This is a genomic window from Methylocystis bryophila (assembly GCF_027925445.1).
Lineage (GTDB): Bacteria > Pseudomonadota > Alphaproteobacteria > Rhizobiales > Beijerinckiaceae > Methylocystis > Methylocystis bryophila.
Window position 1 is genome coordinate 2,782,701 of sequence record NZ_AP027149.1, and the last position, 13,368, is coordinate 2,796,068.

General features: G+C 63.8%; 11 protein-coding genes and 1 pseudogene. 5 read left to right on the forward strand and 7 right to left on the reverse strand.

What is annotated here, in order from left to right; translation table 11 throughout:
* Positions 1 to 39: 39 nt before the first annotated feature.
* A complete protein-coding gene (locus QMG80_RS12940) occupies positions 40 to 1,479 on the reverse strand; it encodes a hypothetical protein (RefSeq protein ID WP_085773185.1) in 1,440 nt (479 codons plus the stop codon).
* 353 nt (positions 1,480 to 1,832) lie between these two features.
* Here QMG80_RS12940 and QMG80_RS12945 point away from each other — a divergent pair, with 353 nt between their 5' ends.
* Positions 1,833 to 2,672, forward strand: coding sequence for a DUF5995 family protein (locus tag QMG80_RS12945; protein WP_199769000.1), 840 nt, complete (start codon positions 1,833 to 1,835; stop codon positions 2,670 to 2,672).
* A gap of 39 nt (positions 2,673 to 2,711) precedes the next feature.
* On the opposite strand, the gene QMG80_RS12950 is transcribed toward QMG80_RS12945, so the two are convergent.
* On the reverse strand, positions 2,712 to 2,897 hold the full coding sequence (locus tag QMG80_RS12950; protein WP_085773186.1) for a hypothetical protein: 186 nt from the start codon (positions 2,895 to 2,897) through the stop codon (positions 2,712 to 2,714).
* Positions 2,898 to 3,140: 243 nt separating this feature from the next.
* On the opposite strand from QMG80_RS12950, the gene QMG80_RS12955 reads away from it, so the two are divergent.
* The 4 genes from QMG80_RS12955 (at position 3,141) to QMG80_RS12970 (ending at position 7,739) form a co-directional block, all read left to right on the forward strand.
* Positions 3,141 to 5,150 carry a hypothetical protein gene (locus tag QMG80_RS12955; RefSeq protein WP_085773187.1) on the forward strand — a complete coding sequence of 670 codons (2,010 nt, stop codon included), beginning with the start codon at positions 3,141 to 3,143 and terminating at the stop codon, positions 5,148 to 5,150.
* Entirely contained in the window at positions 5,147 to 6,163 is a 1,017-nt protein-coding gene (locus QMG80_RS12960; RefSeq protein WP_245299998.1) for an OLD family protein, read from the forward strand. The genes QMG80_RS12955 and QMG80_RS12960 overlap by 4 nt, the downstream gene beginning before the upstream one ends.
* Before the next feature lie 278 nt (positions 6,164 to 6,441).
* The gene (locus QMG80_RS12965) at positions 6,442 to 7,296 is read left to right on the forward strand and encodes a hypothetical protein (protein WP_158658887.1); all 855 of its coding nucleotides are present in this window, start codon (positions 6,442 to 6,444) and stop codon (positions 7,294 to 7,296) included.
* A 182-nt stretch (positions 7,297 to 7,478) separates the two neighbouring features.
* Positions 7,479 to 7,739 (forward strand): hypothetical protein, encoded by a 261-nt coding sequence (locus QMG80_RS12970; RefSeq protein ID WP_085773189.1) that lies wholly within the window; start codon positions 7,479 to 7,481, stop codon positions 7,737 to 7,739.
* Positions 7,740 to 7,873: 134 nt separating this feature from the next.
* Here the strand turns inward: QMG80_RS12970 and QMG80_RS12975 are convergent, their stop codons facing one another.
* The 5 genes and pseudogenes from QMG80_RS12975 to QMG80_RS12995 form a co-directional block, all read right to left on the reverse strand.
* Entirely contained in the window at positions 7,874 to 10,162 is a 2,289-nt protein-coding gene (locus QMG80_RS12975; protein WP_085773190.1) for a hypothetical protein, read from the reverse strand.
* Between the two features lie 270 nt (positions 10,163 to 10,432).
* Positions 10,433 to 11,674, reverse strand: a complete 1,242-nt coding sequence (locus QMG80_RS12980; protein ID WP_085773191.1) for a CCA tRNA nucleotidyltransferase — start codon at positions 11,672 to 11,674, stop codon at positions 10,433 to 10,435.
* The gene (locus QMG80_RS12985) at positions 11,671 to 11,931 is read right to left on the reverse strand and encodes a DUF6111 family protein (RefSeq protein WP_085773192.1); all 261 of its coding nucleotides are present in this window, start codon (positions 11,929 to 11,931) and stop codon (positions 11,671 to 11,673) included. Before QMG80_RS12985 ends, QMG80_RS12980 begins: the two co-directional genes overlap by 4 nt.
* A gap of 181 nt (positions 11,932 to 12,112) precedes the next feature.
* Positions 12,113 to 12,316: pseudogene (locus QMG80_RS12990) on the reverse strand (transposase); the annotation flags it as partial.
* 236 nt (positions 12,317 to 12,552) lie between these two features.
* Positions 12,553 to 13,320, reverse strand: coding sequence for a class I SAM-dependent methyltransferase (locus QMG80_RS12995; RefSeq protein ID WP_085773194.1), 768 nt, complete (start codon positions 13,318 to 13,320; stop codon positions 12,553 to 12,555).
* Positions 13,321 to 13,368: the final 48 nt, after the last annotated feature.

Consider the following 13,368-nt stretch of genomic DNA (forward strand, 5'->3'; position numbering starts at 1 on the left):
CGTTGAAAACGCCCATGCAGATCGCCCACAAGGGCGCGCCTATTTCGCGCGATCCGGGATGATCCACTGGAAGTCGGTCAGCGTCAGCGGCTTCAGACACTTGCTGTCGGGGTTGAGCGTTTCGAGCGGGTCCGGGCAGTCGGCGTTCTGATAGCTCGCGAAGGGGGGGAGCTTGTGGGCGGCTTGGCTATTGGGCCACCCGGCGCGGTTGTGGCAATTGTTGCAGTTCGTCGCCACCGGATGGATCGCCAGTTCGATGTAAGGGTTCATCGCCACCGGCTGCGCACCCCCTGGCCGCACGGGAACGCCATAGGAGTCAACCAGCAGATAATGGGCCCAGGGCCCCTGGGCGTCGGGCAGGGAAGGGCGGTTGGCGGCGTAAGGGCCTGCGTCGGCTCGATCCGACCACCAGACGCTCTGCAGGGCCCAGGTCGGCAGTTCCTTGGTGTTGACGTGCATGGCGACGGTCACGAGATAATCGCCGACCTCGAAGGGCTTATTGTAGGCCCAATAGCTCGCCGCGCTGAGGATCGCCTTGTCGGCTTCGTCGAAACTGTCCCACGCCGCTCGCGTGACCTTGTGGTGGTAGAACTGGTCGATCCCATAGAGGGTCGCCGTCGCCGTCACCGTTGGCCAGGGCGTCGTTTGATCCGGTTCAAACACGCCATAGAGGAAACTGACCTTGGCCTCGAGCTGCGCAGGCGATTTGCCGCTTGGATCGACTGCGACGAGATTTTTCCAAAGCTCATAGCCTGCGTATTTCGCGTAATTCGGGCCATAGTCGTCGCGCCACACGGGGATCGCCGACAGGCCGGCGGCCTTGACCGGCCAATACATATGCTTCGTCACGATGTGACGCGCCGGCGCCTCCAGGAGATGCACACCGTCCTTGTGCAACTTGTCGAGGCTCTCTACCTCATAGAGCTTCGGCGCGCTTGGTTTGGAGCCGCGGATCCAGTCGAAGGCCTCTTTGCTCAGCGACTCCGTCGGTATCATGATGTCGCCGTTGAATTGAAAATGCGCGCCGTCGCAGATGTTGTTGGCGCCGCATTTCGAGGTGGCGTTCGGATAGGCTTTGGCGACCGCCTCGGGAATTGGATAGTATGGCAATTCAGTGGATGGGATGTTCACATTGATCATATTGCGCTTGAGCAGTGATCTCCCAGAGCTCGCCGCCGCGAGCGCCCCAGGCGCCGGCTCGACGGCGAAAGCCGCGGTGGTGTTGGGCCAAGTGTACCAGACGGGCCAATCGAGCCCTTTCGCGGGCTGCATGATGCCCGCCCACATCCGCCAGCCATGGTCGCGCAGCACGGCGTGGTCGCCGTCTTTGACCGCGTTGACCAGCAGCGAGATTTCTGAGGGGTCCATATAGCCATAGCCGTCGGGGAACGGCTGGTACTCCGCCGCCCGGGCCGCTGTTGCCGATGGAAGCGCGAGGAGAAGCGAAGCGGCGAGCTGAAGGCAATGTTTCTTTAGCATCAGTCCCTCCCAATATTTTGTAAAGAACCCGTTTGCCTGGACGCGAAAACTGATCGGTCAGGCCCATCCTTATGTGCCGCGGAATTTTCGGGCGGCAACGTGGCAATGAAAAAAAATATGCGGTCGAGAGCTATCGTATGCTGATTGCGGCCTGCGACGTCGACGCGCCGTAAATACAGTCTGTTTAAAAGATTGGCCGACCATCCCGGGTTGGCGCCGTATTTAGAGACGTCTCGTCAGAGAGAACACAAGGATGGGGAAAAATATCGTCTATCCCCGAACCCGGAGGATCGCTATCTTCGTTTTTGATGGATTCGAGCCGATTTCCCGAAAGCAGTTTGGAGGAGCCGTTGATGTCCCAAGCGAAGACGATTGATGAAGTCATAGAGCGGCTGACGCTGATTGTAGAAGACGCGAAAGCAAAGCCATCAAGGCTTGGCTATTTCGCGGTCCTTTACCGTGAAGTCACGATCGCCGTTAAACAGCGCATCGACCAAGGCGACTACTTCGATGACAATGTGCGCATGGAAAAATTCGATGTGAATTTTGCGAACCGCTATCTCGCGGCCTACGATAAAATGCAAAGCGGATTCAAGCCGACACGCTGTTGGGACTACGCCTTTCAGGTTACGCCGCAATGGTGGCCGATCACGTTGCAGCACCTGCTGCTGGGCATCAATGCTCACATCAATCTCGACCTCGGAATCGCGGCTGTCGAGACCGTCGGCTCGCAGGGGTTGCAGGCGCTGCACCCGGATTTCAACCGCATCAACGATCTCTTGGCCGACCTGGTTGGCGACGTGAAGGAGAAGCTGGCCTCAGTTTGGCCTCCGCTGCGGTTCTTGAACCAATATCTGGGCGACGTCGAAACCGGGGTCATCAATTTCAGCATGGCCAAGGCTCGCGACGCCGCCTGGTCGCTCGCGCTAGAACTGGCGGCGCTCGATCAGAGCGGTCGTGAGCAAGCCATCGCCCGGCGCGACGACGAGACGCTCGCTCTTGGCCACGCCATCCGCAATCCGGGCTTTCTCCTCGGTCTCGTCACCAAGGCGGTGCGCCTCGGCGAACGCGGATCCGTCTCTCAAATTATCGCTGTCCTTGAAGGCGAAGCACGGCGTTGGAGTTTTGCGGTCTCACGCGGCAAGCCGCTTCGCACCCTGCAGCCTCAATCAGACCGTCAATTACAAGGTTGAGGCCTGGATCTGTTGTGGCGCGGGTTTCCTGGGGGCCCTTCACTCGCCCAGGCAACGGCGTCTCTGGACGTCCGATGTGATCTTCTCGCAGATGCTGGCGATGCTCTTGTGCTGCGCGGCGACAGCCTGCTCGAATTCTTTTTGGCTGTCCGCCTCCCGGTCTCGGGTCATCTGACAGGCGGAAAGCAGAAGGAAAACAGCGGCTGCGACGAAGACTCTCAGCACCTGCGGCTCCTTACCGGCCGACGAAAAGCTGGATCCCGCTGCGTTCGGGCGATGGCGCTCTAGCCGCCTGCGGCTCCGCTTCGAGCATGCCCGCAAACGCCGCCCGGAACAAGATCGCGCGGGCGAGGGCCGGCGCGGCCGGAGAGCGGCCCAAAACCCAACTTTTCCTTCGCTTTCCACCGCTGCGATAAGCGTATATCTTCGCGCCCGCGCGCGCTCAGTGTCGGGGAAGACCGCTGTCGCATGTGGCAGGAACGTTTAGACGCCTTCTGGGATGGAAAACGTGGTCTCGCGCTAGGCTTCTTCGACGAGGAGACGGTCGCGGCCGAAGGCGTGCGCCCTGAGATCGCCGTCTTCGCTTCCGCCACCGAAGCAATGGACGACGCCGAGCTCGTCGATCTCGTCGAACCGGCGCGCTGGCGCTGCGGCTGTCAAATGTTCGACGTGCCGCGCGGGCGCCGTTTCTTGGCTCTACACGCTGTGGGCGGCGCCGAGCTGCGGATCGAGCTCTGTGACGACAAGCTCGGGCTGACCGGCGGCGAATGGCGCGTTCTCTTCATCGAGCTTCCCGACGGCTCAGCGCTGGCGCAGCCGGCCTTTAACGCCGCGTCGCTCTCGGCGCATGGCGATCTCGCGCGTTACGCTCAGGAGCGTATCCTCCGCAGCGGCCCAAAGCTCGTCTGGGCGCTCGGACAAAAGCGGAGCGTTGAGCGGCCTGCCGACGCGATCGTCATCCAGCGCCTGGAGCCCACGCAAAGGCTGTTTCCGGCTCAGCAGAGCCATCTCGCCATAGAGGCGCGCGAATTGCGCGTAGAGCGCGAGGAAGCCCCGCCGCCAGCTCCCTTCGCGATTTTGGATCATTGGCTGCGCGAAGGCGGCGCGCCCTGCGCCACCTTGCGGCTCCGCTTCGCGAGCTTTGCGCAAGGCGACGCTTTTCTCAAACGCTCCTCGACGTTCCTCGTCATGCATCAGCGACGCGCCTTTCGCGATTGGGCGCGCGAGCAGAGGCGCATAGGCGGAGCGATCGCGGACCCGCTGACCTGCGACGACGTCCGCATCGCCACCGGGCGGGCGCAGGAGCGTTTCGATGCGGTAGAGCGGAGCGGCGCGATCGTCGTGCAGAATCTCGCCAAGCTCTTCGGCGCGAAGAACGCCTTGCCCGACGGCGTCTCGGCGCGGCGCACGACAGATGAGGCTGGCTCCGGCGCGGTCGTGGATTTGGCCTTCCATGGAGCCGCGCTCGGAGACGACCTCGGCCTCGTCAGCGCTTGCCCCGATGGAGGCGACTTCGAGGTGCTTCCCGTCGATCCGGGCGGCGTGCGCCACGCCCGCGTTTTTCGCCTTGGCTTCGACGGCTTGAGCGCACGCGCCCTTCAGGAGAACGACCCGCTGCTAGAGGAGATTCTGCGCCTCGCCGCGGACGCCGAACGCGGCGCGGAACTGGGGGCGCCGGAATCGAAGCGCGCCGCCCCCCTGCAGGAGCGCCGCGAGAGGCTCGTCTCCTCACTCAATAGGACGCTTGCCGCGGCGGGCTTTGGCGAGCGCTTCGATCCGACGCGGAAATGGGACGCGCTCGAACCTCTGCGGTTCTGGAGCTTTTGCGCGCTCGTCGTCGACTGCCCCGCCGCGGCGCGCGGCGATCTCGCGGCGCGCGGCGGGTTCGAGGCGTTTCGCGCCGATCCCGCGTTGATCGAGGCGCTCGCGGGGCAACCGGATCTGCGCCTGCTGGATGGGAGCCCGCGTCGGGCGAATGAAGAACAGCGATCCTTCGTCCACCGATACGCAGCGGCGCTCGGACTGGGGGGCTTGGTTGCGCCGCGGGCCGACGCGGCGACGCAGCTCGAGGCTTATCGCCTGTTGCGTCAGACTCCGCTGGCGCGTGAGCTCGCGGCGGCGCGTCTGGCGCTCGACGAGCCTTCGTTTGAAGCGGCGACGCTCGCGGATGCGGCTGCGAAGCTCTCGAACGAGGCCATGGTGGAGCGCGCCGTGATCTATTGCGACGACTGGGGTTTCCCGGAGAAAGGCGAGGCGTTGCGCGCTTATCTCCAACGTCGCCGACAAGGCGAATGGACCTCCGTAGAGGAGGGAACGCATCTCGCCGTCATCGTCGCCGAAGCTGACACCTATTGGCGCGAGCTTGGCGCCGCGCGCGCCAGCACCCCTGACGAAGCCGAGCCCGTGAAGCCCGCGGGCCTGCTCGCGACCGTTCGCGGCTTCTTTTTTCGCGGCGCGTCAAAGGCCGCGCAGTCGTGACAGATGTGGCTCAACCGGCGTCCGACGAGCGGGACGCTCACCGCGTTCTGCCGCAGCGCCTGACGATCACGCTCGTCGGTCCGCGCAGCGCGGGCAAGTCTACATTGATCGCGGCGCTTCCCGATTGTTTCGCGCAGGGCGCGCATGGCTATCCGTCGGCGCTGCGCCTGACCCTTCAGCCGATCGGACGCGGCGAGTTTGAAGGCGGCTATCCGGCGGCGTCGAAATATGAATTGCTGGAAAGCTTCGTTTCTCCTTACGAACGCCTGAGAGAAACGGTCGAAAGCGGCGGCGAGCCGACGCCGCCCGAGACATTGCAGGAGTATTTCTTCCGCCTGAACGCAGAGGCGTCGCAAGACCTGTCGGACGCGACCCGCCTGCTCGAAATCGTCGATGTCGGCGGCGGTCTCGCGGCGCCGGAGGAGGGCCAGCCACAATCGGCGTCGGTCGCGTCTCGCGTGCAGTTCGCGACCAAACTCCTTGCGAGCGACGCGATCGTATTCGTGCTGCCGCTCGTGCGATTAGAAGAATGCCGGTGGGTCGGTTCGATGTCGCGGCTTATCGAACGCCTGGCGCTCGCCCCAGATCGTAAGGCCAAGCGCTTCGTCGTCGCCTGGTCTTTCTACGAACGGCTCTTCGTGAATCTCGGCCCCGCAGCCTTCACCTACGCCTGCGACCCGCTCGTTGCGGCGCACGTGCTGCGTCGGGCGCTGGCGCAAGCGCCCTGGCTCGACGCGCTGCGCGAGCTCGAGCGCGAGGGCGCATCCCTACGTTTTTGCGTGTTCTCGTCCTACGGATTCGTCAAGACTTTCCAAAACCCCAATCTCGATCCACTTCAATCGGGCGAGCGACGCTTCAGCCGGGTGAATGGCCCGGGACGGCCCTCCCTCACGGAATTCTGGCGGCCGTTTCTCGCAGCCGATCCCATCGTGAACGCCGCGCTGGGCTTGGACAGCGCATTTTGCTTTTCCTATGAACGTCTTGCGGCGCCGCAGGGGCTGGTGGCGGAGTAGGGTGGCGCAGGGGAAACGAGCACAGCCTAGGATGGGCATTAAAATGAGCGGATCGAGGTTGACCAGATTTCACGCTGCGTTCAGGCAGAATCGCCTAAACGCAGAAAACGTGATCGATTCTTGAAGTTTAGAACGCGATGCGAAAAGCCGGCCTCTACTATTTCGCACCGGGCTCTAGCCATAAATGGCGTCGTTCAGCGCGTCGCGCCGCCGCGACTTGCATTGCATGTCTTACCGTTTCCGGCGCTTTTGCTTTCGCGCAAATCGCGAGTCGTGATGTGGACGATGTATCAATCGCGCCGGGGCCCAATTACGATAAAGCGAAGTTCAGCCTTTGGCATCCGGAGGACGCCGGACCATTACATGCCGTTGTCGTCCTCATGCCGGGTTCGAACCAGGACGGGCGGCCCGACGTGCGCGATCCCTTTTGGCAAGACTTCGCTCGCCGCAACAACGTCGCTCTGATGGGTTGTTATTTTACCGACGCGCCGCATGACCTGGCCTTCATCGAGAATTATGCGAACGCCGCGCAGGGGAGCGGCCAAGCCTTGCTCGACGCCCTTCAGGCTCTTTCGAACCGCGCCCAGCATCCAGAATTGGCAAATGCGCCGCTCTTGCTATGGGGCGTCTCGGCGGGAGGCGAATTCAACTACGAGTTCACGGCGTGGAAAGCGGAGCGCGTCATCGGCTTCATTGTGAACAAGGGCGGAATCTATTTCTCGGCGCTTTTGCCAAGCGCGGCGCGGCGCGTGCCAGGGCTGTTTTATTCCGGGGAACTGGACTTGGACTCGCGGAAGCGGGTCATATCCGGGCTCTTCGCGCTGAACCGCAGAGCCGGCGCGCTCTGGGCTTTTGCCGAGGAGCCAAATGTCTCGCACGATGACAAGCGGTCGAGGGAATTGGCCGCGATCTTTTTCGAGTCGGTTCTGCCTTTGCGTCTGGACGCTTCGTCGAGCGAGGGCGCCTTGCAGCCGCTCGACGAAGGATCCGGTTTTCTGGGTGATCCCGTTCGGATGACTTTTCGGCCTGCAACGGAAGAGGCGACCGAAACCGAATTGACAGCGTGGTTGCCCAGTGAACGCGTCGCGCGCGCGTGGCAGGCCGTCGTGCGTGGCGAGCCCATCGACCGCTGAAGCTGGGAGGCGCTTTTGCGCTCACTTTATATATAAAAGTATTTTTACGTAAGCACTTAGTCTATCATTTCTCAGATATTGGATAAGATGATGCGGCCGGCGACGGGCGCGTGGGGCGTGTTTCCTCCTCGCAAGAAGGAGGGGAAGTGTGGGCATGGCTGCCGACGAAGAGGGAGATTGAAATGAACAAATTCTTTGTGTCGCTGACGCTCTGCGGGCTTTTGGTTTCTCCGGCGTTCGCCGCGCCGGTGCGTCTGAAGGGCGCCAAGGCCGACGCTTTCATCGCCAAATATTTTCCCAATGCCGATATCCCCGGGCCCGTGGAGGGGAGCTTCACCTACAAGAAGGGGGCCCGCACGGCGGTCGGCCACGCGAGCTGCAACGTGCCCGCGATGGGCGCGAGGTCGGAGGGCGAGGTTTCGACTTGCACGGTCAAATACTGACGTCGGAACGGCGCGGCGTCGACAACCGTCCTCCCCGGGCGCTGAGGCCGCGAGCCTCCGGCGCGCAGGAAGCCGTCATCCGGACTAAAGACTGTTTTGCTTTTGGATGGCCCTCGTCCGAGCCAAGGGGAGATTTAGTCGTCGCTCTCCATCGCCGCGATGGCGGGGGCCGGCGGGGAGGGGAGGATATATCGCGCCAGCGCGCCGCGACCGCGCCGCCAGACTCCGTCGCCGTCCTCGGCAAATCCCGAGAGAGCCGAGAAGCGTCCAGGCGCGCCGACCGTGGCCGCAAGCAGCCGCTGACGTTTGAGCGCCGCTTCCAGCCGCGCCTCAGCTTCGATCAGCGTCCGGTCGTCGAGGATGTATTCGCCTTTGCGATCGACATAGGCGTGGCCCGCGCGCACGAGCCGGTTGAGCAATCCCGAGAGATTGTCGCGCACCTCATCGGGCAGCGCCTCGATCTCGGGCACATGAACGTCGAGCAGACTCATCGCCCCGTGATAGGGCCTCGCGCGCCGTAGCAGCGCCTTGAGCACGCGGGTGTCCCAATCCTCTCCGTCATTGTCGGTCAGGTCCATCGAGGATGGCAGCGGCGCGCGCTCGCGCGCCTTCGTCTCCCGCTTCAAGATCTCGGACAGAAGCTTCATGACGAACATGAAGGCGTCCTGAGCGATCGCGACGCCGAGCGCCATCGTGGCGTCGGGCGTCAGCTTGAGAAAGGCTTCGCGCGCAAGCTCGAAACGGTTGCGCTCCAAGCTGCGCGTCTGAAGGAAACGGTCGCTGCGCTTGAGCAACTCCTGCACTTGCGCTTCGGTGAGTCCGGCGGCCTTGCCCGAGACGACGCAGGCGTCGACGCGCTGCTTGGCTTCGTTGACGCCGGCCGACGCGCTCGCCGCGTCCCCGCCCGCGCGCATGCGCGTTACGATCGCTTGCATATCGTTGCGCAGCTCGCCGTCGAGCGCGCATTTTTGCGCGAAAGCCGCACGCGCGCCGATCACCTCGTCGCGCGCCGCGAGGAGATCCAATGTCTCGCGTCCCTGCGGCTCGCAGCTGAAATCCGAGGGGACTGCGGCGGGAAGCGAGCGGGTCTCGCGCGTTGCGCCGAGCAGCAGCAGACAGGCGGGCTTCGCCTCGCGTATGCGCTGCGTCGTCGGATTGACGCGAATATCGATGCTCGCCTGAGAGAGGGCCGCGATGGCCGCCGAGAGGTCGGGCGGCGGCTCGATCTTGGCGTCGATCGCGGCGGGGCGCTTGGCGCGCGCGCTTTCTTCCTGCTGGCGCAGCGTAACCAGAGCAGCCTCGAGAAGATCACGCTGCTTGATCGCATGGGCGCGCTCGCTCAAAGGCCCGCTGAGCGTCTGTCGTATCGTCGCGGCGCGCTTGCGCGCGGCTTCGGCCTTGCCCCGATGCGACAGGCAATTCGGCCCGCAGGCGGCGCCCATGTTGTCGAGGCCCTTCGAGGCGTCGAGCGCGAGTTGCTCCTCCTCGCGCTCTGTGGCCGAAAGCGCGGCGATCTGCTCCTCCTTGGCCTTGACGATGGGCTCCAACTCCGCGGTCGTGCGGTCGAGCGCGGCGATCTTCTCCTCGGACTCGGCAATCTGCCGGCGCGCCGCCTGCGCGTCGGCGAGGTCGGCCGCGGTCTTCTGGGCGGCGATCGCCGCGACGCGCTGCAACTCCTCTTGCGCCTTGCGGGCATTCTCGCGCAGCGCCGGCCCGGCGTTCGCCGCCGCGCGCGTCAGCGCGTCGATGCGCTCCAGATAGGCGCGCATCGCCGGCATCGAGACGATGCGCTGACTCTCGGCGTCGTAATTCTCCTCGATATATTTCTGCGCGGGCAGGAGCGATTCAGCGGCGATCTCCATCGGCTGCAGCTGCGCAGCGAGGCGCTTCGACGAGAGGCCGAAAATGTTGTTGTAATAATAGGTGAAGGAGAAGAACGCCGAGATCGAGAAGACGAAGACGTAAACGAGCCCCGTGATCGCCGTCTTGAGCGCGACCCTCTCGCCCAGAAACTGCTGACGCGCGATCAGGGCGCCGAGGTCTGCGCCGAGCGACCAGGAGGTGGCGGCGAGCATGGTCAGAAGGGCGGTCGTGCCGATCACCGTGCCGATGATGCCGACCCAGTCGCCCGGCTCGCGTCGCATCACGTCGATCATGCCGCTCGAGGTCGTGTAAAAGACCCAGCAGAGCACCGGGATCGTCACCAGAAACGCCAGTCGCGCGACATCGGCGCGCGAGAAGGCAAGACGCGCCTTGCCCTTGGACGCCTCGTCTTGCCTCCAAAACAGCGTGGTCAGGCGCGCCGCGAGAGAATTCGCCGCCGAGCGCCTCTCGTCGGTGGGCGGAGCGCTTTCCTGACCCGGGCGCGCCGACGTCGGGCTTGCGCCCTGCTGAGGGCCGCGGGTCGAGGGTAGGTCATGCATCGAGGCGCGCCCTCTTCAGTCGCCTGCGCTGTGGCGGAATCGCCTGAACGCAGGAAGCGTGATCTCAAAAATTCTGCTGCGCGCCCTACGGGAAAAGCTGACGCTCCGTTCGAGCGGGAGTCGCGTTAGCGCATTCGGTCCCCCGACCGCGCGATAGCCTGAAGGCGATTTGCACCCGTTTTTAAGCCATTTTGCAAGCAAGGCCGAACAAATGCTGTTGGGCTCAGCGCGCTTTTGCAAAAAGAGCAAGTTTTTCAATGATCTGGAGCATCATTCTTCCAGACCGCGCCGCGTTTCCATCTCGATGAGCTCGGCGATTTTTAGCGGGTCGTCGGGAAAACCCGCGCGAATCCAGTCATCCTGAAGCTGCTTCAACGCCGCTCCCAGCTTGCGGCCGGGCGGAAAGCCGCGATGCATGAGATCCGCGGCTTTCACGGGGAAGACCGGCGGCTCGGAAGCCTCGACGAAATCGAAAGCCGCGCGCCAGCTTGAGTCGTCTCCGCCTGCGCCGCTCTCGGCTTGCAGCAAAGCGAGACCATCCAGGGCGCCGCGCCGACCTTCATGGAACATGAGCTCCAGCAGCTCCTGGCGCGTGCGGGGGACTCCGAGTCCGTGGCGTTCCTCGCAGAGGCGCGCCATCCGCGTGAGCCGCGCATGCTCGGCGTTGGAGAGCCGCAGCGAGACGCGTACGCGTTCGGCGTCCTCACTGATCAAGACCGCCAGCGCGCCGAGACGCAGAACGGCGTCCGGCGCCTTTTCTCGCGCCGCTTCGATCGCGGCGACCCGCTCGAGCCGCCCCGGCAAGCCCAAGCCGAGCAGCGCTTCGAGAATGCCGGTCTCGCACATGATCCGCAGCGTCGCCGGCGCGCCGCGCGCCGCGAGAAGTTTCAGGAGTTCCGCGCCGACGCGCTCACGCGAGAGAATCGTGAGCTTTCCGCGCGCGAGGACCGCCGCGTGGAGGCCCTCGCGATCGATGGATCCCTGGCCGATCGCTGCGTGAAAGCGGAAGAAGCGCAGAATGCGCAGATAATCCTCGGCGATTCGCGTCGCCGGATCGCCAATGAAGCGAATGCGCCGCGCGGCAAGATCCTCGCGACCGCCCGCATAATCATGCAGCACGCCATCGGGCGTCAGCGACAGGGCGTTGACGGTGAAATCTCGGCGCAGAGCGTCCTGCTCGAAATCGGCGCCGAAGCGCACCTTGGCGGCGCGGCCATAGGTCTCGACGTCCTCGCGCAGCGTCGTGACCTCGTAGGGCTCGCCGTCGACGACGATCGTGACCGTGCCGTGGTGGACGCCGATCGGCGCGACCTTGAAACCGGCGCGGCGCGCAGCGCTCATGACCTCTTCCGGATGAGCGGGCGTCGCGAGATCCACCTCCTGTGGCGTCATGCCGAGCAAGGCGTCGCGCACGGCGCCGCCCACGATCCGCGTCTCGCAGCCCGTCACGGCGAGCGCCGAAAACAGGCGCGCCAGTCGCGGATCGCGCAGCAGCGCGTCGAGCTCCTTCACTCGAAACGCCCGGGCGCGAGCCGACCGTTCTCGATGTGCGCCGGGACATAGGCGCCCCGTTCGCGGGGGCCGAGAACACCGAGCGCCAGCATTCCGATGACCGCGAGCGCGAGGCCGGCGATGGCGAGGCTCGAAATCCGGCCCGGCGTCCAAAGCGACGCGACGAAGGGCCAGCGCAGGAACAAGAGATGGAATGCGGCGTAGAGAATGAAGGGAAGCGCGAAGAGAAACGCGGTTTCTAGGAAGGCGCGCCACATCGGCGAAAGGCCTCGGCTGGCGCCATAGCTCGGCGCAGGGCGATCATGTCGCGTGATATATACACTTTTTCGAAACGCGTAAGCGCGTGGAGCGCGCGTCCCGCCGGACGCCCTTGTCAAAACAGGCTCTGGTCTCGGAAGGAGCCCTGCTGTCGTCGCCTCGCAAAAGGTTCGATGTTCTCTAGACTTCGGACTCAATGGGATAGAAGGCGACGACGGCCGCGATGCAGATTGCCGAGAAGAAGGTGTGGGAGCAGCGGTCGTAGCGGGTGGCGATGCGCCGCCAGTCCTTGAGCTTGGCGAAGAGGTTCTCGATCTTGTGGCGGGTCTTGTAGATCGCCCTGTCGTAGTCGAGCGGGTTCTTGCGGTTTTTTGTCAGGGGGATGCGGAGTTCTGTCCGGCGCTCTCCCGCTGACAACGCGGCGGTCGCCCACCCGAGGCACGCCGTGCGACAACGGGAAATGAGAGGTGATCCGCGCCATTTGCGCTTCGCTGAGCAAAAGCGAATCACCTATCAAAGCCTCCGTATCCAGAGACTTTGAAATCACGCCTCAAGCAAAATTAATCGCTTCGTAGGCCTAACCCCGGCCAACAGAGGCGGACTGGGATCCGGAGCTGAACTCAGACCTTGGTTGCGATGATCATGGCGGTATCGAGCTTGAAGCTGCCGTCCGCCTCAATGGAGAAATGTTCAATCAACTCCTCCGCCGCCCGCTGCTGCAAGGAACGGATGGCGGCGACGTGAGCCGCCGGCGGGTTCATGCGGGAGATCCAAGAGGCGAACTCCAAGCGAATGCGAAATTGCGCCACCTCGTCCACGATAAAGCCCGCTCTCGCTAGCATACCCCGCCAGCCCTCCAGCGAGGGATTGCGCACATGCGAAGGGTCGCGGAGCAATTCCAGGCTTTGCAGCCAAGTATCGAACAGTGGGTCTGCGGGCGAGACCGTGTCCATGAAGATCGCCATGCCGCCGCTTTTTAGGACACGATGCATTTGCGCCAAGCCTGCTGGCAAATCGCGCCAATGGTGGGTGCTGAAGCGGGTCGCCACCACGTCGAAGGCTTCCGAAGGGCAGGGCAAGCCTTCCGCTGCGCCCTGTTTGGTCACCACATTCTGGAAGCCGCGCCGTAACGCTTCTTCCTTCACGGTCGCCAGCATGTCGGGTGAGAGATCGTACGCCACCACCTTTTTGGTTCGCGGGGCCAGCCGAAATGTTACATGCCCGCCGCCGCATCCCATATCGAGGGCGATTGCTTCCGGGCGATGCCCGACGCGTTCTTCCATCATATCGAGATCTTGGCCCAGAGCGTGAACAGCGCTGTTCAGGTACGCATGCGCACGCGGTCCGAACTGGCGAGCGACGACATTGGCGTGGGTCTGGGATGTCATGAGCGGCTCCGTTGGAAAGGGTGGGAGCCCCGATAATGACCTGTTTTT